This window comes from Burkholderia sp. AU30198, from assembly GCF_020419825.1.
Classification (GTDB): domain Bacteria; phylum Pseudomonadota; class Gammaproteobacteria; order Burkholderiales; family Burkholderiaceae; genus Burkholderia.
In genome coordinates this window covers 148,712-173,409 of the sequence record NZ_JAIZSA010000010.1, presented here as the reverse complement: position 1 = coordinate 173,409, position 24,698 = coordinate 148,712, and the positions used below count along the sequence as shown (strand labels likewise).

Sequence of the window (24,698 nt, the reverse complement as noted above, 5' to 3'; positions counted from 1 at the left end):
GTGACTTCATTCACCCATTCCCTGTCGAACCCGGCCGCCGATGCGCCGAAGCCGGCTGCCGCCGCCCGAGCGGAAGAGCGCTTCGCACTCGGCCTGCCGCCCCGCCCGGCGCTGCTGTCGCGGCGCGCGTGGCTCGCGCTGATCGCGCTATGTATCGCGATCGGCATCGGCGTGCCGCTCGCCGCACTCGTCGCGCCCGAGTCGAGCGCGTTCCATCTGTCCGCGTACGCGATGACGCTCACCGGCAAGCTGATGTGCTACGCAATCGCCGCGCTCGCGCTCGATCTCGTGTGGGGCTACTGCGGGATCCTGAGCCTCGGCCACGGGCTGTTCTTCGCGCTCGGCGGCTATGCGATCGGCATGTACCTGATGCGCGAGATCGGCCGCGACGGCAAGTACGGCAGCGACCTGCCCGACTTCATGGTGTTCCTCGACTGGCACCAGTTGCCGTGGTACTGGAGCGGCACGCAGCATCTCGCGTGGGCGCTCGCGCTCGTCGTGCTCGTGCCGGCCGTGCTCGCGTGGGTGTTCGGCTTCTTCACGTTCCGCTCGCGCGTGAAGGGCGTGTACCTGTCGATCATCACGCAGGCCATGACGTTCGCCGCGATGCTGCTGTTCTATCGCAACGAGACGGGCTTCGGCGGCAACAACGGCTTCACCGACTTCAAGCGCATCGCGGGCTTCGCGATCACGTCGCCCGGCACGCGCACGGTGCTGTTGCTGCTGACGTTCGCGACGCTCGTGCTCGCGTTCATCGCCGCGCGTGCGATCGTCACGAGCAAGCTCGGGCGTGTCGTCACCGCGGTGCGCGACGGCGAGACGCGGCTGATGTTCCTCGGCTACAGCCCGCTCGCGTGCAAGCTGTTCGTGTGGACCGTGTCGGCCGTGCTGTGCGGCATCGCGGGCGCGCTGTACGTGCCGCAGGTCGGCATCATCAACCCCGGCGAGATGTCGCCCGGCAACTCGATCGAGATGGCGATCTGGGTCGCGGTGGGCGGGCGCGGCACGCTGATCGGGCCGATCGTCGGCGCGTTCGCGGTGAACGGCGCGAAGAGCTTCTTTACCGCGTACTTCGCCGAATACTGGCTGTTCTTCCTCGGCCTGATCTTCGTGCTCGTGCCGCTGCTGCTGCCGCGCGGGATCATGGGCCTCGTCGAAACCGTGCTCGCGAAGGGGAAACGCGCATGAACGGAACGGCCCTCTACCAATTCACGCCGCCGCCCGAGGACGAAGGGCTGGCCGTCAGCGGCACCGCATCGATGGGGCGCGTGGTGCAGCCCGGCATCGACACGTCGCACGGCACGATCCTCTATCTCGAAGACATCGAAGTGAGCTTCGACGGCTTCCGCGCGCTGAAGAAACTGTCGCTCGCGATCGACGCGGGCGAGCTGCGCTGCGTGATCGGACCGAACGGTGCGGGCAAGACCACGATGATGGACGTGATCACCGGCAAGACGCGCCCCGATGCGGGCAAGGTGTTTCTCGGCCAGACGCTCGACCTCGCGCGAATGACCGAGCCCGAGATCGCACGCGCGGGCATCGGCCGCAAGTTCCAGAAGCCGACCGTGTTCGAACAGCATCCGGTGTGGGAGAACCTCGAGCTCGCGATGCAGACCGACAAGGGCTGGCTCGCGTCGCTGCGCACGCGGCTCGACCGTGCCGCGCAGGCGAAGATCGAGGAGACGCTCGCGCTGATCGGCCTCGAAAGCCACGCCTTCCGCGCGGCCGGCGAGCTGTCGCACGGGCAGAAGCAGCGGCTCGAGATCGGCATGCTGCTGATGCAGCGCCCCGCGCTGCTGCTGCTCGACGAGCCGGCGGCCGGGATGACCGATCACGAGACGATGGAACTCGCCGAACTGCTGAACACGCTGCGCGGTACCTGCTCGATGATGGTCGTCGAACACGACATGGAATTCGTCGCGGCGCTCGCGGGCGACACGGGACGCGTGACGGTGATGGCCGAAGGCGCGGTGCTCGCGCAAGGCACGCTCGACCAGGTCAAGCGCGACGACGCGGTGATCGAGTCTTACCTTGGACGATGATGCGATGCTGAAGATCGATGCACTGAACCAGTATTACGGCGGCAGCCATATCCTGCGCAACGTGAGCCTCGCCGCCGACGACGGCAAGCTCACCGTGCTGCTGGGCCGCAACGGCGTCGGCAAGAGCACGCTGCTGCGCTGCCTGATGGGCGTCGTCGCCGCGAAGAGCGGCAGCGTGTCGTGGCGCGGCACGGCACTCGGCGCGATGCCGCCGTATGCGCGCGTCGCGGCCGGGCTCGCGTACGTGCCGCAGGGCCGCGACATCTTTCCGCGGCTGACCGTCGAGGAGAACCTGCTCGTCGGCGCGGCGAGCCGGAAAGCGCCGTCCAGGGTGCCCGACCGGATCTACGATCTGTTCCCCGTGTTGAAGGACATGCGCGCGCGGCGCGGGGGTGACCTGTCGGGCGGCCAGCAGCAGCAGCTCGCGATCGGCCGCGCGCTGATGAGCGAGCCGCAGCTGCTGATCCTCGACGAGCCGACCGAAGGCATCCAGCCGTCGATCATCCAGGACATCGGCCGCACGCTGCGCCAGTTGGTCGACGAATCGAGGATGACCGTGCTGCTCGTCGAGCAGTATTACGACTTCGCCCAATCGATCGCCGACAGATACTGGGTGATGAGCCGCGGCGAGATTGTCGCGGGCGGCGACGGGCACGAGATGGAAGCGAACGGCGTGCGCGAGCTGATCGCGGTATAGCGGGCAACGAGGCTCGGAGCGGCGTCGCGTCCGCAGATCGACCCGACGCATCGATCCGGTGCCTCGCCGAACGGCGCATGTCGGGCACGCGCCGGCGATGTGCGGCACGGCGCGAGACCGGCGTTGCCGCGTCCTGCAACGCGGGCACCGAAGCGTATATTGTTGCGGTAGCATCCTCGTTCCCCGCGCCCGTCCCCTGCTTCCCGCCGATGTCCGCCCCCGATTCCCACGCCCCGCTGTCCCGCCCCGCCGTCGCCAAGTCGTGGCGCGGCCGTCTCGAACTCGGCTTCGAGCGGCACGGCGCGCGCACGACGCTCGCGCACCGGCTGCACGACGGCCCGCTGCGCGTGCAGCGGCCGTTGTATCCGGAAGGCGACGCGATCTGCCACGCGGTGATCGTCCATCCGCCGGGCGGCGTCGCGGGCGGCGACCGGCTCGACATCGACATCGCGCTCGGCGACGGCACGCACGCGGTGCTGACGACGCCCGGCGCGACCAAGTGGTACAAGTCGAACGGGCTGGACGCGACGCAGCGCATCGGCATCACGGTCGGCGAACACGCGAAGCTCGACTGGCTGCCGCAGAACAACCTGTTCTTCGACGCGGCGCACGCGTCGCTCGACTTCACGGTCAAGCTCGGCGCAGGCGCCCGTGCGATCGGCTGGGACGCGTCGCAGCTCGGCCGGCAGGCGGCCGGCGAAACCTGGTCGGCGGGCCGCATCGCGTCGACCTCGGCACTCGTCGATGCCGACGGCCGGCCGCTGTGGACCGAACGCGCGCTGCTCGATGCGCACGACCCGCTGCGCGGTGCGCTGCAGGGTCTCGCCGGCTTTCCCGCGTACGGCACGCTGTGGGCCGCCGGCGCCGCGTGCGACGCCGCGCTCGCCGAATCGCTCGCCGCGCGGATGCCGTTCGATGCCACGCTGCGCGCGGGCGCGACCTGCGTGACGCCGGGCGTCGTGCTGGTCCGCGCGCTGTCGGCGTCGATGGAAGCGCTGCAACGCCACTTCACCGACTGCTGGCTGCATCTGCGGCCGATCGTGCACGGCGTCGACGCACGGCCGCTGCGACTCTGGCAGACCTGAGCGCGGTCGCGCCACGCACCGTTTCGGCGCAGCGCCACGGCGCGCGCTGCACGCTGCCCATGCATCGCGCACCACGAGCGCGCATCACACGGCGTTCCATGCACATGGCACGCGCCTTGCTCCTTACATAACCGATACACGACGCACGCAAAACAGCGCGGTGCTACGATGACCCGCGCGTTCGCACGGTTGTACGCGCACCGATAAAAATTACGTTTTCCTGAACGTTTTCCTTCATGAAACTGACTCCCCGCGAGAAGGACAAGCTGCTGATCTTTACGGCGGCGCTGCTGGCCGAGCGCCGTCGCGCACGCGGCCTGAAGCTCAACTATCCGGAGGCGGTCGCCTTCATCACCGCTGCGCTGATGGAAGCCGCGCGCGACGGCAAGACGGTCGCCGAAGTGATGCATTACGGCACGACGCTGCTCACGCGCGACGACGTGATGGACGGCGTGCCGGAGATGATTCCCGACATCCAGGTCGAGGCGACCTTCCCCGACGGCACGAAGCTCGTGACCGTCCATCACCCGATTCCGTGAGGCCCCGCATGATCCCCGGCGAAATCCTCGCTGACGACGGCGAACACGAACTGAACGCGGGCCGAGCCACGCTGACGCTCGTCGTCGCGAACACCGGCGACCGCCCGGTGCAGGTTGGCTCGCACTACCACTTCTTCGAAGTCAACGACGCACTGTCGTTCGATCGCGCGGCCGCGCGCGGCTTTCGCCTGAACATCGCGGCCGGCACCGCCGTGCGCTTCGAGCCGGGCCAGACGCGCACCGTCGAGCTGGTCGCGCTCGCGGGCGATCGCGCCGTCTACGGTTTTCAGGGCAAGGTGATGGGGCCGCTGTAAGCCGCGCCCCGCTCTTCAGGAACAGCACCATGACACTACGCTTGAGCCGCCGCGCGTACGCGGAAATGTTCGGGCCGACGACGGGCGACCGCGTCCGGCTCGCCGATACCGAACTGCTGATCGAGATCGAACGCGACTTCACGACCTACGGTGAGGAAGTGAAATTCGGCGGCGGGAAAGTGATCCGCGACGGCATGGGCCAGTCGCAGCGCGTGGCCGCCGACGTGCCCGACACGATCATCACGAACGCGGTAATCCTCGATCACTGGGGCATCGTGAAGGCCGACATCGCGATCAAGCACGGCCGCATCGCCGCGATCGGCAAGGCCGGCAACCCTGACATCCAGCCGGCCGTGACGATCGCGATCGGCGCCGCGACCGAAGTGATCGCAGGCGAAGGGCTGATCGTGACGGCGGGCGGCATCGACACGCACATCCACTTCATCAGCCCGCAGCAGATCGACGAGGCGCTCGCATCGGGCGTCACGACGATGCTCGGCGGCGGCACCGGGCCGGCCACCGGCACCAACGCGACGACCTGCACGCCGGGCCCGTGGCACATGGAGCGGATGCTGCAGGCCGCCGACGGCTGGCCGATCAACCTCGGCTTTCTCGGCAAGGGCAATGCGAGCCTGCCGCAGCCGCTCGTCGAGCAGATCGCGGCCGGTGCGATCGGGCTGAAGCTGCACGAGGACTGGGGCACCACGCCCGCGGCGATCGACAACTGTCTTTCCGTCGCCGACGACACCGACACGCAGGTCGCGATCCACACCGACACGCTGAACGAAGGCGGCTTCGTCGAATCGACGGTCGCCGCATTCAAGGGCCGCACGATCCACACGTACCACACCGAAGGCGCGGGCGGCGGCCATGCGCCCGACATCCTGAAGGTGTGCGGCGAGGCGAACGTGCTGCCGTCGTCGACCAACCCGACGCGCCCGTATACGATCAACACGCTCGACGAACATCTCGACATGCTGATGGTGTGCCATCACCTCGATCCGTCGATCGCCGAGGATCTCGCGTTCGCCGAATCGCGGATCCGCCGTGAGACGATCGCGGCCGAGGACATCCTGCACGATCTCGGCGCGCTGTCGATGCTGTCGTCCGATTCGCAGGCAATGGGCCGCGTCGGCGAGGTGATCATCCGCACCTGGCAGACCGCGCACAAGATGAAGGTGCAGCGCGGCGCGTTGCCGGAAGACGGTACGCGCAACGACAACTTCCGCGCGAAGCGCTATGTCGCAAAGTACACGATCAACCCGGCGCTCACGCACGGCATTGCGCACGAAGTCGGCTCGATCGAACCTGGCAAGTGGGCCGACCTCGTGCTGTGGGAGCCTGCATTCTTCGGGATCAAGCCGACCATGATCCTGAAGGGCGGGATGATCGCGATGGCGCAGATGGGCGACCCGAACGCATCGATCCCCACGCCGCAGCCGGTCCACTATCGCGAGATGTTCGCCACCCGCGGCGGTGCGCTCGCACGCACGTCGCTGACCTTCGTGTCGCAGATGGCCGCCGATGCGGGCATCGCGGAACGCTATGGCCTCGCGAAGCGGATCGTGCCCGTGCGCAACTGCCGCAACGTGACGAAGGCCGACATGATCCACAACGCGTGGCGCCCGTCGATCAGCGTCGACCCCGAAACCTACGACGTGATCGCCGACGGCCAGTTGCTCACCTGCGAGCCGGCCACGGTGCTGCCGATGGCGCAGCGCTATTTCCTGTTCTGATCCGATTGCCGGTCTTCGATTCATGCGCACCCTCGACAAACGCATTGCTCCGAACGTGAAACTCGCCGCGTCGCTCGTCGCGCGCGCGCCGACGCTCACGCTCGCCTACGACGCCCGCTGCAAGAGCCGCCTCGCGGCGACGCTCGACACCGGTGAGGACGTCGCGGTCCTGCTGCCGCGCGGCACGATCCTGCGCGACGGCGACGTGCTGGTCGCCGACGACGGCGCACTCGTGCGCATTGCCGCCGCGCCCGAGACCGTGCTGCGCGTGCGCGCGGCCGACCCGCTCACGCTGATGCGCGCCGCGTACCATCTCGGCAACCGCCACACGCCGGTCGAGATCGGCGACGGCTACCTGAAGCTCGAAGCCGATCCCGTGCTCGCGGACATGCTGCGCCGGCTCGGCACGCAGGTCGAGGAGACCCTTGCACCGTTCCAGCCGGAAGCCGGCGCGTACGGCGGCGGCCACAAGCACGGGCACGACGCGACGTTCGCCGAGGATTACGCGCTCGCGCAGCAGGTGTTCGGCGAGCATCACGGCCACTCGCATTCACATTCGCACGACCACGATCACGACCACGATCACGATCACGATCACGATCACGATCACGATCACGACCATCAGCATGGTCCTGGTTGCTCGCACGGCCACGGCCATGACCACCACTGAACTCGTCGCGCTGCTGCACCTCGCGTCGCCGGCGCTGCCGATCGGCGCGTTCAGCTATTCGCAGGGGCTTGAAGCGGCGCTCGACGCAAACCTGATCCGCGACGCCGACACCGCGCGCGACTGGATTGCCAGCGGCCTGACCGACGTGTTCGCGCACGGCGAGTTGCCGTTCCTCGCGCACCAGCTCGCGCGCTGGCACGCGCACGACGCGTCGGCGCTCGCCACCGAAAACGCGTGGTACGTCGCCAGCCGCGAATCGGCGGAACTGCGCCGCGAGACCGAACAGATGGGCTGGTCGCTCGCGCAGCTGTGCGCATCGCTCGAATGGGGCGATGCCGCGCGCCGCGCGACACTCGCAACGATCAAGCCGATCGCGCTACCCACCGCATTCGCATACGCGGCCGCCGCGCACGACGCAAGCGCCGACGCGGTGCTCGCCGCATACGCATTCGGCTGGGTCGAGAACCAGACGTCCGCCGCGCTGAAGGCCGTACCGCTCGGCCAGCTCGCCGGGCAACGCATCATCGTCGCGCTACGCGGCGCGATTGACGCGGCCGTGCGCCGTGCGCTCGCGACACCACCCGACGCCGTCAACACGTTCGCGCCGCAGCTCGGCATCCTGTCCGCGCGGCACGAGACCCAGTATTCGCGGTTGTTCCGCTCCTGAACCCGACACCCTCCGCCATGAACGCACCTGCCCCTTCCTCCGCCCGCCGCACGAAGAAACTGCCGCCGCTGCGCGTCGGCATCGGCGGCCCTGTCGGCTCCGGCAAGACCACGCTGCTCGAGATGCTGTGCAAGGCGATGCGCGACCGGTACGACCTTGTCGCGATCACCAACGACATCTATACGAAGGAAGACCAACGGCTGCTGACGGTCGCGGGCGCGCTGCCCGAGGAACGCATCATGGGCGTCGAGACGGGCGGCTGCCCGCACACGGCGATCCGCGAGGATGCGTCGATCAACCTCGAAGCGGTCGACCGGATGCTGTCGCGCTTCCCCGACGCCGACATCGTGTTCATCGAATCGGGCGGCGACAATCTCGCGGCAACCTTCAGCCCCGAGCTGTCGGACCTGACGATCTACGTGATCGACGTCGCGGGCGGCGAGAAGATTCCGCGCAAGGGCGGCCCCGGCATCACGAAATCCGACCTGCTCGTGATCAACAAGACGGATCTCGCGCCGCTGGTCGGCGCGAACCTCGACGTGATGGCGTCCGACACGAAGAAGATGCGCGGCGAACGGCCTTACGTGATGACGAACCTGAAGGCGCTCGAAGGCGTCGCGGACGTGATCGCGTTCATCGAAAAGAAGGGTTTGCTGACGGTCTGAGCGGCGTGGCGGCGCCATACGGTGCCGCCACGCGTGCTCCCGGCGGCATTGCGCCGCCTTTGTCTATTCGTCGGACGTGTCCTGCGCGTCCTGCAACGCGCGCGCACCACGCTCGGCGGGCGGCAGCAGCGCCGCGAGCACGTCGACCGTGCGTGCGGTCGCGCCGCGGTGGCGCGACGCGAATGCGGCGCCGGCCGCACCCATCGCGATGCGCCGCGCCTTGTCGGCGAACAGCGCGTCGAGCACGTGCGCGAGATCGAGCGGATCCTCGACCTGCAGCGCCGCGCCGGCCGCGACCGCGTCGGCGGTCGCCTGCGTGAAGTTGAATACGTGCTTCCCGATCAGCACCGGCACGCCGACCGCGCACGCTTCGATCAGGTTCTGCCCGCCGAGCGGCAACAGGCTGCCGCCGATGAACGCGATGTCGGCGGCCGCGTAATACGCGCCGAGTTCACCCATCGAATCGCCGAGCAGCACCGACACGTCGTCCGGTAGCGGCTCGGCAGCTGGCCGGCCGGCCGCGAGCGCGGCCTTGTCGGCCGCCCACACCGAGCGTCGCACGCACTTGAGCCCGCTGCGCTCGACGAGCGCCTCGACCTCGGCGAAACGCTGCGGATGACGCGGCACGAGCACCAGCAGCGCGCCGGGCGTGCGCATCGCCGCGAATGCGTCGAGCACCAGCGCCTCCTCGTTCTCGCGCGTACTCGCGGCCACCCACACGGGCCGCGCGCCGATCGCGTCGCGCCACGCATGGCCGCGTGCCGCGAGCTCCGGCGGCGTCGTCATGTCGAACTTCAGGTTGCCGAGTACGGTCACGTTGCGCGCGCCGAGCGACGTCAACCGCTCCGCATCGGCCGGGCTCTGCGCGAGCACGCGCGAGAAGCCGCCGAACACGTCGTGCGTCGCCGCGCCGAACTTCGATGCACGCCGGAACGAACGCGCGGACATGCGCGCATTGGTCAGCACCAGCGGCACGTCCGCACGACGGCACTCGTCGATCAGCGTGGGCCACACCTCGGTTTCCATCACGAGGCCGAGCGTCGGCCGCCACGCGCGCAGGAAGCGCCGCACCGCGCCGGGCATGTCGTACGGCAGGTAGCAGCGCAGCACGCGATCGCCGAAGATCTGTTCACCGGTCGCACGGCCGCTCGGCGTCATGTGCGTGAGCAGGATGCGCGCATCGGGGCGCGCGTGCATCAGCGCGTCGATCAGCGGCTGCGCCGCGCGCGTCTCGCCGACCGATACCGCATGCACCCAGATCAGCGGCGCGCGGTCGTCGCGTGAACGGCCTGCCACGTGGCCGAAGCGTTCGCCGATGTGCTCGCGATAGCCGCGCTCCTTGCGCGAGCGCACGTAAAGCCGGATGACGGCGATCGGGGCGACGAGCCACCACAGCGCGCGATAGATCACCCTCAGCATGCAGCGGCCCTCGTGTTGCCTCGGAGAAGATGCGCGCTCAAACCAGCGCCCTGCCCTTCAGGCGTTCGAGAATGCCGAGCGGCGCGCATTCGCGGCGGACCATCGCGTCGACCGGCAGGAAGAAGGTCTGCTCGAGCATGAACTGGCCGGACATCACAGCGTGCGAAGTCTGATCCGAGAAACATATCCACACGCAGCCCGGCGGAAACGGCATCGTCTCCTGCGGGCTCGTCTTCTGGTAGTCGAGATCGGCCTTCATGCTGTCGTGCAGGTTCAGCATCAGGTGGTCGTACGCGCTGCGCGGCGACTTCGTCACGTGCAGCAGGTTCAGCAGCCACGCGGCGCCCGGCAACTGCGGCTTGATGTGCGGCAGGAAGCGCTTCGCGACGTCCTCGAACGGCTCGCCGACGCGCCACACGCGCGGCACGCCGGCCGGGTTCACGTTCGTGAACACGCGCAGGATGCGCTCGCCGTAGTTGGGCCGCGACGGGAACGCGTCGACGTGCAGCCGGCTGTCGTCCTTGCGCCACGACGTCTGGCGCGTCTCGACCTGCATCAGCCGCAGGCTGGTCGGCGCGACGCGCAGCTTGCCGCGGTATTCGGGAAAGAGGCCGTCGACGAGCGTGCCGGCCTGCTGCTGGAAGCGCGCGACGAGCGCGCGCACCGCCGACTGCGTGACGCTGTCGCCGAGCACGCCGGCGAGCGCGCCGCCGTTCGGCGCGAGGCTGATGTTCTTGCGTTTCGGGTCGGCGAGCGCCGGATCGAGCAGCGCTTCCTCGCCGCCTTCGATCGCGAAGCGCAGGTGCGGGAAATACAGCACCTTGCCTTCCTCGACGGCGGCCAGCAGCTGCTCGCGCGGCGCCGACAGGTTGTGTCCGCTCCAGTCGGCGGACGGGACTTCGATGATCTGGGATTCGCTCATGTTCGGTTCGCGTGGGTTCGCGCGTGTGACAGCGTTACAGGAGACCGAAGCCCGCGAGCGCCGACTTCACCTGCGCGATCGACGGGGGTTGCCCCGCCGTGCCGAGATTGACGACGTTCGGCGACCAGTAGCCGCCGGTCCGCCAGGCCGTCGCGAAATTGTACAGTTCGACCGTCGGACGCTTCAGCGCGGCCGCGATGTGAACCAGACCTGTATCAACCCCGACGGTGGCGGCCGCGCCGTCGATCAGCCCGACCACGGCCGGCAGCGACAGCCGCGGCGGCACGATCGCCGCCGCGCCGAATTCCTTCGCCAGCCGCTCGCTGGTCGCGCGCTCCGCGTCGTTGCCCCACGGCAGCACGAGCGACGCGCCGCGCCGCACCAGCGCCTGGCCGAGCTCGATCCACGCGGCGTCCGGCCACTGCTTGTCGGCACGCGACGTCGCATGGACGAACACCACGTACGGCACCGGCAGGTTCAGGCCGAGCGCCGCCACCGCGAGCGCCGCCGCGCGCGTATCGACGCCGAAGTCGACCGGATCGGCCGGCGTCGGCGCCGGGTCGCCCAGCGCGGCCGCGACGAGTTGCCGCGAGCGCTCGACGACGTGCGTGCGCGGCGCGATCGGCACGCGCTTGCGGTAGAAGAAGCGCACGGGCCACTCGTAGCCGGCGCCATCGGTGCGGTTGCCGAGCCCGACGAGCGGGCCGCGCGCCCAGCTTGCGACCCAGGCCGTCTTGATGAGGCCCTGGCAGTCGATCACGAGGTCGTACTGCTCGGCCGCGAGGCGCTGGCGGAAGGCCCGGATCTCGCGCCACGTGGCGCCCGAGAACGGCTTCTTGCGCCAGCGGCGCAGCGAGAACGGCAGCACGTTGCGCACGCCGTCGACGAGCTTGACCAGGTCGACGAAGCTTTCCTCGACGAGCCAGTCGATCTGCGCATCGGGGTGGCGGCGCCGGATATCGGCGATCACCGGCATGTTGTGCACGACGTCGCCCAGCGACGACACGCGCACGATCAGGATCTTTTGCACGCTGAAAAAACGCCGGCAGGCAGCCGGCGACAAGCAGAAAGGAGCGATTTTATCGCGCTCGTGGCGTCGCACAGGCAAAAAGCGGCCGCACGCCTGTAGCGTGCGCCGCTTTTCGGGGATGGCGCGACGATTGGACTCACCGTCGCGCCGTCGGCGGCCCGCAGGCCGCCGACGCTCAGAACGGCAGCTTGACGTCCGGCTTCGCGGCCGTCAGCACGCGGCGGAAGTCCTCCTGGATGCGCTTGAGCCCTTCCTGCGTCTCGGACTCGAAACGCATCACGACGACCGGCGTCGTGTTCGACGAACGCGCAAGGCCGAAGCCGTCCGGGTACTCGACACGCAGGCCGTCGATCGTCACGACTTCCTCGGCGCCGTCGAACTTCGCCTCTTTCTGCAGCTTGTCGATCAGGCGGAAGTTCTCGCCTTCGTCGAGCCACAGCTGCAGTTCAGGCGTGCTCATCGCGTCCGGCAGCCCGTTCAGCAGCGCGCTCGGATCGGCCGTCTTCGTGAGGATCTCGAGCAGGCGCGCGCCCGTGTAGAGACCGTCGTCGAAGCCGTACCAGCGATCCTTGAAGAACACGTGGCCGCTCATTTCGCCGGCGAGCGGCGCACCCGTCTCGCGCAGCTTCGCCTTCACGAGCGAGTGGCCCGTCTTCCACATCAGCGGCTCGCCGCCCTTCGACTTCACCCATTGCGCGAGGTGGCGCGTGCACTTCACGTCATAGATGATCTGCGCGCCCGGGTTGCGCGACAGCACTTCTTCCGCGAACAGCATCAGCTGGCGGTCCGGATAGATGATCTGGCCGTCCTTCGTGACGACGCCGAGGCGGTCGCCGTCGCCGTCGAACGCGAAGCCGATCTCGGCGTCAGTGTCCTTCAGCGCCTGGATCACGTCCTGCAGGTTTTCCGGGTGGGCGGGATCGGGGTGGTGGTTCGGGAACGTGCCGTCGATGTCGGTGAAGCGCTCGACGAGCTCGCAGCCGAGCGCCTTGAACAGGCGCGTCGCGAGCGGGCCGGCCACGCCGTTGCCGGCGTCGACGACGAGCTTCATCGGGCGGGCCGGCTTGATGTCGCCGACGATGCGCGCGATGTATTGATCGGCCACGTCGAACTGCTCGTACGAGCCGCTGCCCGTCTCGAAGCGCTCGTCGACGATGCGGCGGTACAGCGCCTGGATCTGCTCGCCGTAGATCGCGGCGCCGCGCAGCACCATCTTGAAGCCGTTGTAGTCGGGCGGGTTGTGGCTGCCCGTGACGACGATGCACGAATCGACGCGGCGCTCGCCGCCCTTCAGCGCGAGCGGGACGTTTGCCGCGAAATAGCCGACCGGCGTGGGCACCATGCCGACGTCGACGACGTCGACGCCCGCCGCACGCAGGCCGTCGGCCAGCGCGCCGACGAGGTCCGGCCCGGACAGGCGGCCGTCGCGCGCGACGACGACCGCATCGCCGCCCTGCGCGCGCACTTCGCTGCCGAATGCCCGGCCGATCCCGCGCGCCGTGTCGGTGTCGAGCGTCTTGCCGACCACGCCACGAATGTCATATGCCTTGAAGATGGATTGGGAGATCATCGATTCTCTTCTCTCAGTTGCGTGCATGGAAATTAGTCTGGCTTGCCTGGCTGCCGCTCGCCGGTGCCGCGCATGATACATGCTGGCCCGGCATGGCGTGAAACCGCTGGCGCGGAACGGCGGGAGCGCCCCCGATCCCACTTATAATCGCGGGTTTTGATGACGCGCATACCGCCCATTTTAATGCCTAGCCGTCCCGCCGCCGCCAATCTGCAGCCCCCGGGCGCCCTGCCGGCCGCCTTGCGCGCGCGCCGCCACCGCGCATGCTGAAGCGCTTCGGCAACCCGGATGTCGCGAAGGCCGTCGCGAATCTCGTCTGGCTGGGGCTCGAACGGCTCACGCAGATCGGCGTCGCGATCGCGATCAGCGGCCTGCTGGCCCGTTATTTCGGGCCAGATGTGTTCGGCAAATGGCAGTATGCGAATACGCTCCTCCTGGTACTGGCACCGCTCACCTGGGTGTGCGGCGCGGAAATTCTCGTCCCGACCATCGTCCAGCGCCCGCCCGCCCAGCTCGGCGCGGTGCTCGGCAGCGCGTTCGTGCTGCGCATCGCCGTGTCGGTCGCCGCGCTCGCCGCGACCTGGATCGCGATCGCCGCGGGCGCCTTCGATCCGCTGGTCGGCGCGATGCTCGCGAGCCTCGCGGTCACGATGGTGTTCCGCGAGCCGTTCGTCGGCGTCGTCAACGCGTGGCTGCAGAGCATGACCTACAGCAAGCCGCAGCTCGTCACCAGCATGGTCACCGCGCTGGCGAAGGCGCTGCTCGTCTGGCTGCTGGTCCGTGCGGCCGCGGGCCCCGCCCGCTTCGCGTGGCTGTGGGCGCTCGAGGCCGCCGCCATCGGCTTCGCGCTGCTGCTGTACTACCGGCATCGCAACGGCGGCGCGCTCGGCTGGACTTTCGACAAGCCGCTGTTCCGGCACTTTGCGACCGCCGGCACGGTGTTCTGGCTCGGCCTCATCTGCATGTACCTGTTCCTGAAGCTCGACCGCCTGATGCTCGAGCGTCACGTATCGTTCGCCGATCTCGGCCGTTACTCGGCCGCGCAGCAGCTCAACGAGAACTGGATCACGCTCGCGCTGATGCTCGCGCAGACGATCGCGCCCGCATTCGTCTACCGTGTGCAGGACGTCGCACGGCTGCGCCGCAACATCGTCCGGCTGATCGCGATGACGGCCGGCCTGATGACGGCCGGCGCGCTCGTACTCGACGCCGCGGCCCCGCTGATCGTCGGCAAGGTGTTCGGCCACGGCTACGAGGCGTCGGTCGACATCTTCCGCTGGGCGGTCTGGCTGTCGGTGCCGGCCGGCATCGAGGCGATAGGCAATCTTATCGTTCTCAAATATCAAGCAAAATTCGTGTTGCTGTCGAAATGGCTGCTTGCGCTCGCGATCGCCGCGCTCGTCAACGTGTTCGCGATCCCGCGGCTCGGCCTGTACGGCGCGCTCGTCGGGCTGGCGGCCGGCTACCTGGCCGCCGCCGCCGTCAATTTTTATTACATCCGTTTCAAGCTGCGCCCATGACGTCCCCTGATTGCCCGCCCCCGCTCGACGATGTGGCCGTGCTGATGCCGGCCTACAACGGGCACGACGACGTCGTCCGGACCCTCGCATCGTTTCGCGAGGACACGCCCGTGCACGTGCTGATCGTCGACGACGGCAGCACGCCGCCGATCGTCGCGCCCGATCTGCCCGGCCTCGCGATCGAGGTACTGCGCATGCCGCAGAACGGCGGCATCGAGCGCGCGCTCGCGGCCGGCATCGACGCGCTCGCGGCCCGCGGCTTCCGCTATGCGGCGCGCATCGACGCGGGCGATCTCGCCGCGCCGCAGCGCCTCGCGAAGGAGCGCGCGTACCTCGGCGCCCACCCGCGGGTGGCCTGCGTCGGCATGTGGACGCAGGTCGTGTCGCGCGCCGGCGAGCCGCGCTTCATGCTGACGCCGGCCACCGATCCGCGCACGCTGCGCCGCACGCGCTTCCTGCGCTCGCCGCTCGTGCACCCGTCGGTCATGCTGCGCATCGACGCCGTGCGCGAAGTGGGCAACTATCGCGTGAAATACCGCGCAGCCGAGGATCTCGATCTTTTTTTACGGTTAATGCAACGCTACGATTGCGCGAACCTGCCCGAGCTCGGCCTCTATTACGAGCTCAACGAGGGCGGGATCAGCGCGACCAAGCGCCGGCGCCAGCTGGTGTCGACGCTCACGCTGCTGCTGAGCCACTTCAACGCGCTGAACCCGTACGACTGGGCCGGCCTCGCCAAGAACCTGCTGCATTTCGTGACGCCGTACCGCACGCTGCAGCGGATCAAGCAGACGCTGTTCGCCGCGCGGCCGTCCGCGTGACGCGGATCCGGCGCTTTCGGTCATTTCGACGCTTTATTTTTTCTTTTTTTCATGTCCGCCACCTCCCCGCTGCGCATCGCGCTCGTCTGCAACACGGCCTGGGCGATCTACACGTATCGCCACGGGCTGATCCGTGCGCTCGTCGCGCGCGGCGCCGAGGTCATCGTGATCGCGCCGCACGACCGCACGGTGCCGCTGCTCGAGCAGATGGGCTGCCGCTACGTGGCGCTCGCGGTCGCGTCGAAAGGCACGAGCCCGCGCGAGGATCTCGGCACGCTCGCCGCGCTGACGCGTCACTACCGCGCACTGCGGCCCGATCTCGTGTTCCATTACACGATCAAGCCGAACATCTACGGCTCGGTCGCCGCGTGGCTCGCGCGCGTGCCGTCGATCGCGGTGACGACCGGGCTCGGCTACGTCTTCATCCAGAAAAGCCGCGCGGCAAGCGTCGCGAAGCGCCTGTACCGGTTCGCGTTCCGCTTCCCGCGTGAAGTGTGGTTCCTGAACCGCGACGATCTCGCGACCTTCACCGACGAGCGGTTGCTCGCGCATCCCGATCGCGCGCGGCTGCTGCACGGCGAAGGCGTCGATCTCGAACAGTTTGCGCCGGTGCCGCTGCCCGCCGGCGAGGCCCCCGTCTTCATCCTGATCGGCCGGCTGCTGTGGGACAAGGGCGTGCGCGAATACGTGGAGGCCGCGCGCATCGTGCGTGCGCGCTTCCCGAACGCACGCTTCCAGCTGCTCGGGCCGCTCGGCGTCGACAATCCGAGCGCGATCGGCCGCGCCGATGTCGACGCATGGACCGCCGAAGGCGTCGTCGAGTATCTCGGCGAAGCGCACGACGTGCGCCCCCATATCGCGGCGGCCGACTGCGTCGTGCTACCGTCGTACCGCGAAGGCGTGCCGCGCACGCTGATGGAAGCGTCGGCGATGGGCCGCCCGATCGTCGCGACCGATGTGCCGGGCTGCCGCGACGTCGTCGCCGACGGCGAAACGGGCTTCCTGTGCCGCGTGCGCGACAGCGCGAGCCTCGCGGAGCAGTTGCTCCGCATGATCGAACTCGGCACGGCCGGACGCGACGCGATGGGTGCGCGCGGCCGGCACAAGGTCGCGGTGGAATTCGACGAGCAGCAGGTCGTCGAGCGCTACCGGCAGACCATTCATTCATTGACAGGCATTACCCTCTGAAGGAGCACCTCTGCAATGACCGCTAAAGGCACCATCCTCGTTACCGGCGGTGCGGGCTACATCGGCTCGCACACGGCCGTCGAGCTGCTCGACAACGGCTACGACGTCGTGATCGTCGACAACCTCGTCAACAGCAAGGCCGAATCCGTGCGCCGCATCGAGCGGATCACGGGCAAGACGCCCGCGTTCCATCAGGTCGACGTGTGCGACGAAGCCGCGCTCGCCAAGGTGTTCGACGCGCACCCGATCACCGGCACCATCCACTTCGCGGCGCTCAAGGCCGTCGGCGAATCGGTCGCGAAGCCGCTCGAGTACTACCAGAACAACCTCGGCGGCCTGCTCGCCGTGCTCAAGGTGATGCGCGAGCGCAACGTCAAGCAGTTCGTGTTCAGCTCGTCCGCGACCGTGTACGGCGTGCCCGAGCGCTCGCCGATCGACGAATCGTTCCCGCTGTCCGCGACGAACCCGTACGGCCAGTCGAAGCTGATCGCCGAGCAGATCCTGCGCGACCTCGAGGTCTCCGACCCGTCGTGGCGGATCGCGACGCTGCGCTACTTCAACCCGGTCGGCGCGCACGCGAGCGGGCTGATCGGCGAGGATCCGGCCGGTATCCCGAACAACCTGATGCCGTATGTCGCCCAGGTCGCGGTCGGCAAGCTCGAAAAGCTGCGCGTGTTCGGCTCCGACTACCCGACGCCGGACGGCACGGGCGTGCGCGACTACATCCACGTCGTCGATCTCGCGAAGGGCCACATCGCCGCGCTCGACGCGCTCGCGAAGCGCGACGCAAGCTTCGTCGTGAACCTCGGCACGGGCCAGGGCTACAGCGTGCTGGAAGTCGTGCGGGCGTTTGAAAAGGCGTCGGGCCGGCCGGTGCCGTACGAGCTCGTCACGCGCCGCCCGGGCGACATCGCCGAGTGCTACGCGAATCCGCAGGCCGCGGCCGACATCATCGGCTGGCGCGCGACGCTCGGCATCGAAGAAATGTGTGCCGACCACTGGCGATGGCAGGAGGGGAACCCCCGCGGTTTTGTATAATCCGCTGTCCATTTTTCGAGCGGTCCCATGCTCAGCTTCGCGTCCGGCTTCATTGTCTCCCTGCTCGTCACGCTGTTCATCGTGCGCTACGCGCACCTTCACGAGAAATTCTCGATCGACAGCGACCTGGCCGGCGTGCAGAAATTCCACGTGCGGCCCGTGCCGCGGGTCGGGGGCATCGGGATCCTCGCGGGCGTCGTCGTCGCGGCGCTGCTGCTCATGCAGCGCTACCCGACGATCGCCGGCAGCATTCTCGGCATCGTTGCCTGCGGCATGCCGGCGTTCCTGTCCGGCCTGGTCGAGGACCTGACCAAGCGCGTGTCGCCGCGCGCGCGGCTGCTCTGCACGATGGGCGCGGCCGCGCTCGCGTTCTGGCTGATGAACATCGCGGTCACGCGCATCAGCGTGCCGCCGCTCGATTTCCTGCTCGGCTATGCCGCCATTTCGGCGTTCGTCACCGTGCTTGCGGTCGCGGCGCTCGCGAATGCGGTCAACATCATCGACGGCTTCAACGGGCTCGCGTCGATGGTCAGCTTCATGATGTTCGCGTCGCTCGCGTACGTGGCGTTCCAGGTCGGCGACCCGGTCGTCATGTCCGCGTCGATCATCATGATGGGCGCCGTACTCGGCTTCTTCCTGTGGAATTTCCCGGCCGGCCTGATCTTCCTCGGCGACGGCGGCGCGTATTTCATCGGCTTCATGCTCGCGGAGCTCGCGATCATGCTCGTGATGCGCAACCGCGAGGTATCCGCGTGGTACCCGGTGCTGCTGTTCATGTACCCGATCTTCGAGACCTGCTTCTCGATCTACCGGAAGAAATTCATCCGCGGGATGTCGCCCGGCATTCCGGACGGCGTGCACCTGCACATGCTCGTGTACAAGCGGCTGATGCGCTGGGCCGTCGGCACGAAGCACGCGCACGACCTGACGCGCCGCAATTCGCTGACGTCGCCGTACCTGTGGCTGCTGTGCCTCGTCGCGGTGATACCCGCGACGCTGTTCTGGCGGCACACGGTGCATCTGTTCGTGTTCGTCGTGCTGTTTGCGCTGACCTACGTGTGGCTGTACCTCAGCATCGTGCGGTTCAGGGCGCCGCGGTGGATGGTGGTGAGAAAGCATCGACGCAGCCACTGAGCCGCATGCCGACTTCCAGACAAAAAAAGCGCCCTGCGGGGCGCTTTTTTTGTCTTGCCGTTCGGTTCACGGCCCGGGGCCGCATCACCCGTTCGATGCGGCGCGCACCGACGGGACGCTCTGCAACACGGGGGCAATGGCCGTCTGATATTCCGGCACCCAGCGCCGCAGGTCGCGCCGCACTTCGTCGTCGGGCAGTACACGATGCTGCATCAGCCACGGCAGCAGCTCGTCGAGGAAATTGTCCGGCACTTCCCGTGCGCGTGCGATCCGCAGCTTCGGGTGCGGTGTGCGCGTCGTCGCCTCGTCGTCCGCGAGCAGCTCCTCGTAGAGCTTCTCGCCGGGCCGCAGCCCGGTGAACTCGATGCGGATCTGCTCTTCCGCGAAACCGTACAGGCGGATCAGGTCGCATGCGAGATCGACGATCCTCACCGGTTCGCCCATGTCGAGGATGAAGATCTCGCCGCCATGCCCCATGCTCGACGCCTGCAGCACGAGCTGCGACGCTTCCGGGATCGTCATGAAGAAACGCGTGATCTCCGGATGCGTGACCGTCACCGGGCCGCCCTTCGCGATCTGCTGCTGGAATTTCGGGATCACGCTGCCCGCGCTGCCCAGCACGTTGCCGAAGCGCACGGTCTCGAACTGCGTGCGCTCGCTCGTCTGCTGCAACGCCTGGCAGGCCATTTCGGCCAGACGCTTGCTCGCGCCCATCACGTTGGTCGGATTGACCGCCTTGTCGGTCGAGATCAGCACGAAATGACGGACATCGTGGCGGATCGCCGCGCGGGCCACGCGATAGGTGCCGAGCACGTTGTTGCGCAAGGCCTGCCACGCGTTGTGCTCCTCCATCAGCGGCACATGCTTGTAGGCGGCCGCATGGAACACGATGTGCGGCGCGTGACGCGACATCACCTGGTCGAGCAGCAGCGAATCCTTCGCGTCGCCGATGATCGGCAGGACCGGCAAATCGGGGAAGCGCTCGCGAAGTTCCTCGGTCAGCCGGTACATCGCGTACTCGGACAGGTCGAACGCGACGAGCTGCGCCGGCGCAAAGCGCAGGATCTGCCGGCACAGCTCGGATCCGATCGAACCGCCCGCGCCCGTCACCATTACGACGCGACCGCGCAGCAACGCCTCGACGTGCGGCGTATCGATCGTCACGGCCTCGCGACCGAGCAAATCCTCGAGATCGATGTTCCGCACTTGCGACAGGAAGCCCTGCCCCGGCATCAGCGCGGTCAGCGAAGGCAGCACCATCGCCTTCACGCCGGCCCGCACGCACAACGTCGCGACGCGGCGCTGCACCTCGACCGACGCCGACGGAATCGCGATGATCGCGTATTCGACCTTCATCGCGTCGGTCCAGTGCTTGAGGTCGTTGAACGAGCCGAGCACCTTGTGACCGTATATCTCGCGGCCCTGCTTGGTGACGTCATCGTCGAGCAGGCCGACGAGGCGCCATTCGCCGGAGCGCGACAGCTCGCGCGCGAGGCTCGCACCGGCCGTGCCGGCGCCGAGCACCAGCACCGGCTTGCCCTTCCCGACGAGCCCGCCGTACAGGTAGTACTCCTTGGTCGCGCGATACAGCGCGCGGGCGCCGCCCATCACCAGGAACAGCATCAGCGGCGACACGAGCAGTACCGAGCGGGGAATGATCGGCGTCGGCTGGAACATCACGGCGCCGATCATCACGATCACGCCGCCGCCGGCCACCGCCTTCGAGATGCGCATCAGGTCGGGCAGGCTCGCGAATACCCAGAGCCCGCGATACAGGCCGAACCCGTGGAACATCAGCGCGTACACGGGCAGCACCCATGTCAGCGCCATCAGCGCGCCGCGCAGGAACTCATGCGGGACGCTACCGTTGAAACGAACGAGATAAGCGAACAACCACGCGGCAAGCACCGCCGTCAGGTCGAACAGGAAAGCACTCAACGACAGCCACGATGCTTTGGATCGCAACATCGGCGGGAAACCTCATGATTTGTTTTCGGCGGCCGTCCGAATCCGGCGCCAGCGCATGTCGATGACAAGCCCGAGACATACGAGAACGCCGTACCAGGCGGCAAACAGCAACCACTGCTGCGGCTCCGGGCGACCCAATGCCCACAGGGCAACGATTATGCCCGCGAGCATGATGAGGTACCAATATACGGCGGTGCGTCCATGACCGATGCCGGATCGCACCATCCTTTGATAATAATGCTCCCGGTGCGCCTGCCAGAACTTTTCACCGCGTAACAAACGTCTCACGAGTGTTACAGATGCATCGGCAATAAAGGGCGCGAACACCATCGCCGGGAACCAGATCGGCCAGACCCCGTGTCGCCAGCCCCAGTAGCCGAGCGCGCCCGCCATAAACCCGAGCGGAATGGAGCCCGCATCGCCGAGGAACAGCTTCGCCGGATGGAAATTCAGCAACAGGAAGCCCAGCGCGGCACCGGCGATTGCGGCGGCACCGGCGACAAGATCCGGGGACGGATGCGCGCCGGCCAGCGCCGCCACCGCATAGGCCCCGAAACCGAACAGCGCCATCCCGCCTGCCAGGCCGTCCGCACCGTCCATGAAGTTGTAGAGGTTGGTCAGCCAGACCATGGCGAAACCGACACCCGCAAGCAGCCACCATGGGGCCGCGGCCGGATAGCTGGCGATCAGCGCGACGACCGCGGCCAGATGCGCGGCGAACCTGACACGGGCCGGCAACCCGTGCCGGTCGTCGAATTGCGACAGGGCTGCCAGCGCCGCCGCCGCGACGGCGATCAGCCAGATCCGCGGCGCGAACCCCAGCATCGCAAGCACGGAGACCGGCACGATGCCCCAGCCGCCGACGCGCGGCGTCGGACGCACGTGTAACGAACGATCGTTTGGAATGTCGGTGGCAAGCCGCCACGCCAGCCCGGTGGCGAGCAGCGTGCGCAGGATCGCTGTGGTCGCGACGGCGCAGGCCAGCGCCATCGCGGCGGCAGTCGGCCACGTGGAAATCGCGAAATGCATGTCGGTTATTGTTCCGTATCGCGCGAACGATACCATGCCGCCGTCGCTTCGAGCCCCTGCCGGGTCGAATGCGGGGGGCGCCAGTCGAGCACCCGCGCGATGCAGCCGGTATCGAGCTGCAGGCCGCCCGTCAGGCGGTCGATCGCGGCAGTCCGGCCGGTCAACTTGCCCACCGCGCGCAACACCCCGACCGGAACCGGAAACAACCGCGCCGGCTTGCCGAGCGCATCGCCGACCATCTGCAGCAGTTCGGTCACGGACGGTGCGTCGTCGTCGGCAACGTGAAAGCAGCCCTGCGCCGCACGCGGGTCGGTCGCGCAGTGCAGCAACGCATCCGCGAGATTGTCGACGTAGACCAGACTGCGGCGCGCCGCGATCGCGCCGAGCGGCAGCGGCACGCCGCGCGCGATCGCATCCATCATCCGCAGGAAGTTGGCGCGCACACCGGGGCCGTAGACGAGCGGCGGACGAACGATCACGACGTCGAGGCCGGTTTGCGACGCAAACTCGACCAGCGCCTGCTCGGCCTCGAGTTTCGACCGCCCGTAAGCATCTTCCGGATGCGGCGGCGCACGCTCGTCCAGCGGCACGCCGCCGTCGGACTCCGCCACCGCCTTCACGCTGCTGACGAACACCATGCGCCGGACGTTGCGGCGATGCGCGGCTTGCGCAACCCGCAACGCGCCTTCGACGTTTGCCGCGCGAAATGCGGCAGCCGGATCGTCGGCGTCGTCACGCATCACGTGGACGCGCGCCGCGAGGTGCACCACGCAATCCGGCTCGAACGCAGCCGGCCACGCGTCGGCGAGGCCCGCGAAGTCGTCGGCGGGATGAACCCACTCGCGAACACCGGCAACACACGCGCCCGAGCGGCGCACGAGCCCGCTCGCGGTATGCCCGCGACGCTGCAGCGCCAGGCAAAGCGCACGGCCGACGAACCCGTTCGCCCCGGTCACGAGCACATCGCTCATAGACATTTCCAGCCGAAGCGGTTGAAGAACTTGAATGCCGACGCCGAGAACATCCGGATGTGCGCGAAGCCCTTGCGCGAAGCGCCGCCGCCATAGTGCGACACCCGCACGGTCGGCACGTACGCCACCCGCGCAACATCGAGCGTGCGCAAGCTCAGGTCGTAGTCTTCGAAATACAGGAAATAGCGGGGATCGAAGCCGCCGAGCTTCTTGAGGAGGTCGGTCCGGAACAGCATGAAGCAGCCGCTGACGATCGGCGGATCCCACACGATGTCGCGATCGTTGATCACGTCCCGCATTTCATATCGGGACAGCCGCGACGAGAAAAACCGCCTGAACCGCGCCGGCAGGAAGCCCCGCACGGCCAGGTCCAGCACCGTCGGATAGCGGCGGCACAGATACTGAAGATGGCCGTCGCCGTCATCGATCCTCGGCGTCAGCAGGCCGACCTCCGGATGGGCATCGAAAAACTTCAGCGCGTGCGTGAGCGCATCGGGCTCGACGTCAATGTCCGGATTCAGCACCAGATGGTAGCCGCCGTCCGCGCGCTCGATCGCGAGATTGTGCCCTCGCCCGTATCCGACGTTACCCTGGCCGCTTACGGTCACATGGCGGATCCCGGCGGCATCGAGCACGGCCGGGTTCCATCCGGCGTCGGTAAGGCCGCCGTTGTCGATCATGTACAGGTCGACGGTAAATCCGGGGCGGGACTTGCGCGTCGCGTCGACGGCGACACACAAGCGCTCGAGCGTGCGCGCAAGCACCGTCGCGTCGGGCCGATAGACGACGACGGATACCGACAACCGGCTATCTGAACCGCCCGTCACGCCGGCCGCCCACGCTGGTCTGCACCACGCATGCAGGCGCACCCTGCCGCTGCGATGCCACGTCGAACGCGCACCGGGGTCATGCCGGACAGGCCGACCGCTACGCGTTCGTCAACGCGCCGCCAGGTACTGCGTGATGATTTCATCGGGATTTCCGTCTGCCTTTACCTGCCCGTGATCGAGCCACACGACGCGATTGCACAGCGTCCTCAACAGGTCCATGTCGTGCGACACGCAGACCATGATGCTGGCCTTGTCGATGAACTCCGTCATCCGCTGCTTCGCCTTGGCGATGAAAGACGCGTCGCCGCCGGCAAACACTTCGTCGAGAATCAGGATTTCCGGATGAACGGCCGTGGCAATTGCAAACGCCAGCTTCATGTACATGCCGGTCGAATAGTATTTCACCGGCGTATCGATGAATTCTTCCAGCTCCGTGAATTCAATGATTTCGCCTTCCAGGCGGCGCAACTCGTCTTTCGAATAGCCGAGAATGCTGCCGCTGAAATAAATATTGTCGCGCCCGCTGAATTCGGGATTGAAGCCGGCGCCGATCTCGATGAGCGGCGCGACGCGCCCGGTGATCTTGACGTCGCCGGACTGCGCGGAATAAATGCGGCAAATGGTCTTCAGCAGCGTGCTCTTACCCGCGCCATTGTGCCCGACGATACCCACGCGATCGCCGCGCCGAATCGTCAGACTGACATTCTTCAACGCCCAGAAATCCGTGAATTTCGAATGGGATTTCGAACGGAAAAACTGCGCAAGGTAGTCTTTCAGACTCGGCGTCTTGTCATGGTAAAGTCGAAATTTGAGCGACACATTTACCACTTCAATCGAAGACAT

24 protein-coding genes are annotated in these 24,698 nt (G+C 67.6%); 15 read left to right on the top strand and 9 right to left on the bottom strand.

What is annotated here, in order from left to right; all coding sequences use genetic code 11:
- From urtC to ureG, 10 genes are all read left to right on the top strand, one after another.
- Nucleotides 1-1,188: an urea ABC transporter permease subunit UrtC gene (gene urtC / locus LGN19_RS22375; RefSeq protein ID WP_226217156.1), complete on the top strand. Its 1,188-nt coding sequence runs from the start codon at nucleotides 1-3 to the stop codon at nucleotides 1,186-1,188.
- Nucleotides 1,185-2,042, top strand: a complete 858-nt coding sequence (gene urtD / locus LGN19_RS22370; protein WP_175222827.1) for an urea ABC transporter ATP-binding protein UrtD — start codon at nucleotides 1,185-1,187, stop codon at nucleotides 2,040-2,042. The genes urtC and urtD overlap by 4 nt, the downstream gene beginning before the upstream one ends.
- A 4-nt stretch (nucleotides 2,043-2,046) precedes the next feature.
- Complete coding sequence (gene urtE / locus LGN19_RS22365) at nucleotides 2,047-2,739, top strand: urea ABC transporter ATP-binding subunit UrtE (protein WP_226217155.1); 693 nt, start codon at nucleotides 2,047-2,049, stop codon at nucleotides 2,737-2,739.
- A gap of 209 nt (nucleotides 2,740-2,948) precedes the next feature.
- Nucleotides 2,949-3,824 (top strand): urease accessory protein UreD, encoded by an 876-nt coding sequence (locus tag LGN19_RS22360; RefSeq protein WP_226217153.1) that lies wholly within the window; start codon nucleotides 2,949-2,951, stop codon nucleotides 3,822-3,824.
- 236 nt (nucleotides 3,825-4,060) lie between these two features.
- A complete protein-coding gene (gene ureA, locus LGN19_RS22355) occupies nucleotides 4,061-4,363 on the top strand; it encodes an urease subunit gamma (protein WP_006406310.1) in 303 nt (100 codons plus the stop codon).
- 8 nt (nucleotides 4,364-4,371) lie between these two features.
- Nucleotides 4,372-4,677, top strand: coding sequence for an urease subunit beta (locus LGN19_RS22350; protein WP_226217151.1), 306 nt, complete (start codon nucleotides 4,372-4,374; stop codon nucleotides 4,675-4,677).
- A 29-nt stretch (nucleotides 4,678-4,706) separates the two neighbouring features.
- The gene (gene ureC, locus LGN19_RS22345) at nucleotides 4,707-6,413 is read left to right on the top strand and encodes an urease subunit alpha (protein ID WP_226217149.1); all 1,707 of its coding nucleotides are present in this window, start codon (nucleotides 4,707-4,709) and stop codon (nucleotides 6,411-6,413) included.
- Between the two features lie 22 nt (nucleotides 6,414-6,435).
- Nucleotides 6,436-7,083 carry an urease accessory protein UreE gene (gene ureE / locus LGN19_RS22340; RefSeq protein WP_226217147.1) on the top strand — a complete coding sequence of 216 codons (648 nt, stop codon included), beginning with the start codon at nucleotides 6,436-6,438 and terminating at the stop codon, nucleotides 7,081-7,083.
- On the top strand, nucleotides 7,070-7,750 hold the full coding sequence (locus tag LGN19_RS22335; protein ID WP_226217145.1) for an urease accessory protein UreF: 681 nt from the start codon (nucleotides 7,070-7,072) through the stop codon (nucleotides 7,748-7,750). Before ureE ends, LGN19_RS22335 begins: the two co-directional genes overlap by 14 nt.
- A gap of 17 nt (nucleotides 7,751-7,767) precedes the next feature.
- Nucleotides 7,768-8,415 (top strand): urease accessory protein UreG, encoded by a 648-nt coding sequence (gene ureG, locus LGN19_RS22330; protein WP_011351182.1) that lies wholly within the window; start codon nucleotides 7,768-7,770, stop codon nucleotides 8,413-8,415.
- A 63-nt stretch (nucleotides 8,416-8,478) separates the two neighbouring features.
- On the opposite strand, the gene waaA is transcribed toward ureG, so the two are convergent.
- The 4 genes from waaA to LGN19_RS22310 form a co-directional block, all read right to left on the bottom strand.
- The gene (gene waaA / locus LGN19_RS22325) at nucleotides 8,479-9,834 is read right to left on the bottom strand and encodes a lipid IV(A) 3-deoxy-D-manno-octulosonic acid transferase (protein WP_226217143.1); all 1,356 of its coding nucleotides are present in this window, start codon (nucleotides 9,832-9,834) and stop codon (nucleotides 8,479-8,481) included.
- A 37-nt stretch (nucleotides 9,835-9,871) separates the two neighbouring features.
- Nucleotides 9,872-10,756, bottom strand: coding sequence for a Kdo hydroxylase family protein (locus tag LGN19_RS22320; protein WP_085039638.1), 885 nt, complete (start codon nucleotides 10,754-10,756; stop codon nucleotides 9,872-9,874).
- A 34-nt stretch (nucleotides 10,757-10,790) separates the two neighbouring features.
- A complete protein-coding gene (gene waaC, locus LGN19_RS22315; protein ID WP_226217141.1) occupies nucleotides 10,791-11,786 on the bottom strand; it encodes a lipopolysaccharide heptosyltransferase I in 996 nt (331 codons plus the stop codon).
- Between the two features lie 175 nt (nucleotides 11,787-11,961).
- Nucleotides 11,962-13,356, bottom strand: coding sequence for a phosphomannomutase/phosphoglucomutase (locus LGN19_RS22310; RefSeq protein WP_174976975.1), 1,395 nt, complete (start codon nucleotides 13,354-13,356; stop codon nucleotides 11,962-11,964).
- Between the two features lie 263 nt (nucleotides 13,357-13,619).
- Here LGN19_RS22310 and LGN19_RS22305 point away from each other — a divergent pair, with 263 nt between their 5' ends.
- The 5 genes from LGN19_RS22305 to LGN19_RS22285 are packed head-to-tail and all read left to right on the top strand — an operon-like array spanning nucleotide 13,620 to nucleotide 19,057.
- Nucleotides 13,620-14,876, top strand: a complete 1,257-nt coding sequence (locus LGN19_RS22305; RefSeq protein WP_226217139.1) for a lipopolysaccharide biosynthesis protein — start codon at nucleotides 13,620-13,622, stop codon at nucleotides 14,874-14,876.
- Nucleotides 14,873-15,697: a glycosyltransferase gene (locus LGN19_RS22300; RefSeq protein ID WP_122944652.1), complete on the top strand. Its 825-nt coding sequence runs from the start codon at nucleotides 14,873-14,875 to the stop codon at nucleotides 15,695-15,697. Before LGN19_RS22305 ends, LGN19_RS22300 begins: the two co-directional genes overlap by 4 nt.
- Nucleotides 15,698-15,748: 51 nt before the next feature.
- Entirely contained in the window at nucleotides 15,749-16,885 is a 1,137-nt protein-coding gene (locus tag LGN19_RS22295; protein ID WP_226217137.1) for a glycosyltransferase family 4 protein, read from the top strand.
- Between the two features lie 15 nt (nucleotides 16,886-16,900).
- Nucleotides 16,901-17,923, top strand: coding sequence for a UDP-glucose 4-epimerase GalE (gene galE, locus LGN19_RS22290; RefSeq protein ID WP_122944650.1), 1,023 nt, complete (start codon nucleotides 16,901-16,903; stop codon nucleotides 17,921-17,923).
- A gap of 27 nt (nucleotides 17,924-17,950) precedes the next feature.
- A complete protein-coding gene (locus LGN19_RS22285) occupies nucleotides 17,951-19,057 on the top strand; it encodes an MraY family glycosyltransferase (protein ID WP_226217135.1) in 1,107 nt (368 codons plus the stop codon).
- Nucleotides 19,058-19,141: 84 nt separating this feature from the next.
- Here the strand turns inward: LGN19_RS22285 and LGN19_RS22280 are convergent, their stop codons facing one another.
- The 5 genes from LGN19_RS22280 to LGN19_RS22260 form a co-directional block, all read right to left on the bottom strand.
- Complete coding sequence (locus LGN19_RS22280) at nucleotides 19,142-21,025, bottom strand: polysaccharide biosynthesis protein (protein ID WP_122944648.1); 1,884 nt, start codon at nucleotides 21,023-21,025, stop codon at nucleotides 19,142-19,144.
- 12 nt (nucleotides 21,026-21,037) lie between these two features.
- Nucleotides 21,038-22,054: an MraY family glycosyltransferase gene (locus LGN19_RS22275; RefSeq protein ID WP_122944647.1), complete on the bottom strand. Its 1,017-nt coding sequence runs from the start codon at nucleotides 22,052-22,054 to the stop codon at nucleotides 21,038-21,040.
- Between the two features lie 5 nt (nucleotides 22,055-22,059).
- Nucleotides 22,060-23,025 carry a UDP-glucose 4-epimerase family protein gene (locus tag LGN19_RS22270; RefSeq protein ID WP_122944646.1) on the bottom strand — a complete coding sequence of 322 codons (966 nt, stop codon included), beginning with the start codon at nucleotides 23,023-23,025 and terminating at the stop codon, nucleotides 22,060-22,062.
- Nucleotides 23,022-23,828 carry a glycosyltransferase family 2 protein gene (locus tag LGN19_RS22265; RefSeq protein ID WP_264173146.1) on the bottom strand — a complete coding sequence of 269 codons (807 nt, stop codon included), beginning with the start codon at nucleotides 23,826-23,828 and terminating at the stop codon, nucleotides 23,022-23,024. The genes LGN19_RS22270 and LGN19_RS22265 overlap by 4 nt, the downstream gene beginning before the upstream one ends.
- A 135-nt stretch (nucleotides 23,829-23,963) precedes the next feature.
- A complete protein-coding gene (locus LGN19_RS22260) occupies nucleotides 23,964-24,698 on the bottom strand; it encodes an ABC transporter ATP-binding protein (protein ID WP_122944645.1) in 735 nt (244 codons plus the stop codon).

Coding starts and splice junctions, on each gene's coding strand:
- galE (WP_122944650.1), top strand. CDS start 16,901: ATGACCGCTAAAGGCACCATCCTCGTTACCGGCGGTGCGGGCTACATC.
- urtD (WP_175222827.1), top strand. CDS start 1,185: ATGAACGGAACGGCCCTCTACCAATTCACGCCGCCGCCCGAGGACGAA.
- ureE (WP_226217147.1), top strand. CDS start 6,436: ATGCGCACCCTCGACAAACGCATTGCTCCGAACGTGAAACTCGCCGCG.
- LGN19_RS22320 (WP_085039638.1), bottom strand. CDS start 10,756: ATGAGCGAATCCCAGATCATCGAAGTCCCGTCCGCCGACTGGAGCGGA.
- LGN19_RS22260 (WP_122944645.1), bottom strand. CDS start 24,698: ATGTCTTCGATTGAAGTGGTAAATGTGTCGCTCAAATTTCGACTTTAC.
- LGN19_RS22310 (WP_174976975.1), bottom strand. CDS start 13,356: ATGATCTCCCAATCCATCTTCAAGGCATATGACATTCGTGGCGTGGTC.
- LGN19_RS22275 (WP_122944647.1), bottom strand. CDS start 22,054: ATGCATTTCGCGATTTCCACGTGGCCGACTGCCGCCGCGATGGCGCTG.
- LGN19_RS22360 (WP_226217153.1), top strand. CDS start 2,949: ATGTCCGCCCCCGATTCCCACGCCCCGCTGTCCCGCCCCGCCGTCGCC.
- ureC (WP_226217149.1), top strand. CDS start 4,707: ATGACACTACGCTTGAGCCGCCGCGCGTACGCGGAAATGTTCGGGCCG.
- LGN19_RS22285 (WP_226217135.1), top strand. CDS start 17,951: ATGCTCAGCTTCGCGTCCGGCTTCATTGTCTCCCTGCTCGTCACGCTG.
- LGN19_RS22305 (WP_226217139.1), top strand. CDS start 13,620: ATGCTGAAGCGCTTCGGCAACCCGGATGTCGCGAAGGCCGTCGCGAAT.
- ureG (WP_011351182.1), top strand. CDS start 7,768: ATGAACGCACCTGCCCCTTCCTCCGCCCGCCGCACGAAGAAACTGCCG.
- LGN19_RS22270 (WP_122944646.1), bottom strand. CDS start 23,025: ATGAGCGATGTGCTCGTGACCGGGGCGAACGGGTTCGTCGGCCGTGCG.
- urtE (WP_226217155.1), top strand. CDS start 2,047: ATGCTGAAGATCGATGCACTGAACCAGTATTACGGCGGCAGCCATATC.
- LGN19_RS22280 (WP_122944648.1), bottom strand. CDS start 21,025: ATGTTGCGATCCAAAGCATCGTGGCTGTCGTTGAGTGCTTTCCTGTTC.
- LGN19_RS22335 (WP_226217145.1), top strand. CDS start 7,070: ATGACCACCACTGAACTCGTCGCGCTGCTGCACCTCGCGTCGCCGGCG.
- LGN19_RS22295 (WP_226217137.1), top strand. CDS start 15,749: ATGTCCGCCACCTCCCCGCTGCGCATCGCGCTCGTCTGCAACACGGCC.
- LGN19_RS22300 (WP_122944652.1), top strand. CDS start 14,873: ATGACGTCCCCTGATTGCCCGCCCCCGCTCGACGATGTGGCCGTGCTG.
- ureA (WP_006406310.1), top strand. CDS start 4,061: ATGAAACTGACTCCCCGCGAGAAGGACAAGCTGCTGATCTTTACGGCG.
- waaA (WP_226217143.1), bottom strand. CDS start 9,834: ATGCTGAGGGTGATCTATCGCGCGCTGTGGTGGCTCGTCGCCCCGATC.
- LGN19_RS22350 (WP_226217151.1), top strand. CDS start 4,372: ATGATCCCCGGCGAAATCCTCGCTGACGACGGCGAACACGAACTGAAC.